This window comes from Oleiphilus sp. HI0132, assembly GCF_001635845.1.
The window spans coordinates 1-798 of sequence record NZ_LWGJ01000789.1; the positions used below are offsets into that span (position 1 = coordinate 1).

General features: G+C 49.6%; 2 protein-coding genes. Both read right to left on the bottom strand.

What is annotated here, in order from left to right:
• The coding region (locus A3766_RS09225; protein ID WP_197479469.1) for a molybdopterin-binding protein at nucleotides 1-186 on the bottom strand (186 nt) is incomplete at its 3' end.
• A gap of 3 nt (nucleotides 187-189) precedes the next feature.
• A partial coding sequence (proC, locus tag A3766_RS09230; protein WP_068642126.1) for a pyrroline-5-carboxylate reductase occupies nucleotides 190-798 on the bottom strand: 609 nt, incomplete at its 5' end.

The following is a 798-nucleotide window of genomic DNA, read 5'->3' on the forward strand; positions in this document are numbered from 1 at the left end:
AACATCAAAGTGCTGACTTAAGCGCTCTATTTCTGAAACCAATAGGTCTAGTTCATCAGGAACGGTCGCCTTGTAAGCCACCTGAATACCTTGATCAAGACAGTATTCAGCGATCATCGCCGAATTACTATCAACAATATCACCGGTCATCAACTCGGAACCTGTCAGCAGCAATGCAATCTTCATAGTTTAAGCCTTCAGCTCTTCTGCCAAGCTTACTGATCGATCTGCTGCGGCCTGCATTGCCTCATCGACAATTTCAAGCAAGCCCTTCTCTTCGAAAGTATGAATCGCTCGCTCTGTTGTTCCGCCGGGAGACATCACATTGCGCTTTAGCTGGGCTGGTGCCACATCACCACTAAGCACCATTTCAGCGGCACCCGCTACGGTTTGTGCTGCCAGCTTTCGAGCCGTATCTGCAGAGAGCCCTTGTTTTATCGCGGCTGCTTCCATCGCTTCGATCATCAAAAAGATATACGCTGGCCCTGAACCTGACAAGGCCGTCACTGAGTGAATCAAGCTTTCCTGATCTACCCATTCAACCAAGCCAATTGCCTGAAACAATTCATCTGACAAGTTCTTTTGTTCATCGCTTACATTCGCATTCGCGATCAAGCCGCTCGCACCCTTGAGTACCTGGGCTGGGGTATTCGGCATGCATCTCACCAATGCCTGCTCAGAGCCCAACCACTGTGCCAGCAGGTCCAAACCAATGCCTGCCGCAATAGAGATGATTAGAGGACGATGACTAAGGCTGCCTTTCAATGACTCACATACCGACTGCAGTACCTGAGGCTT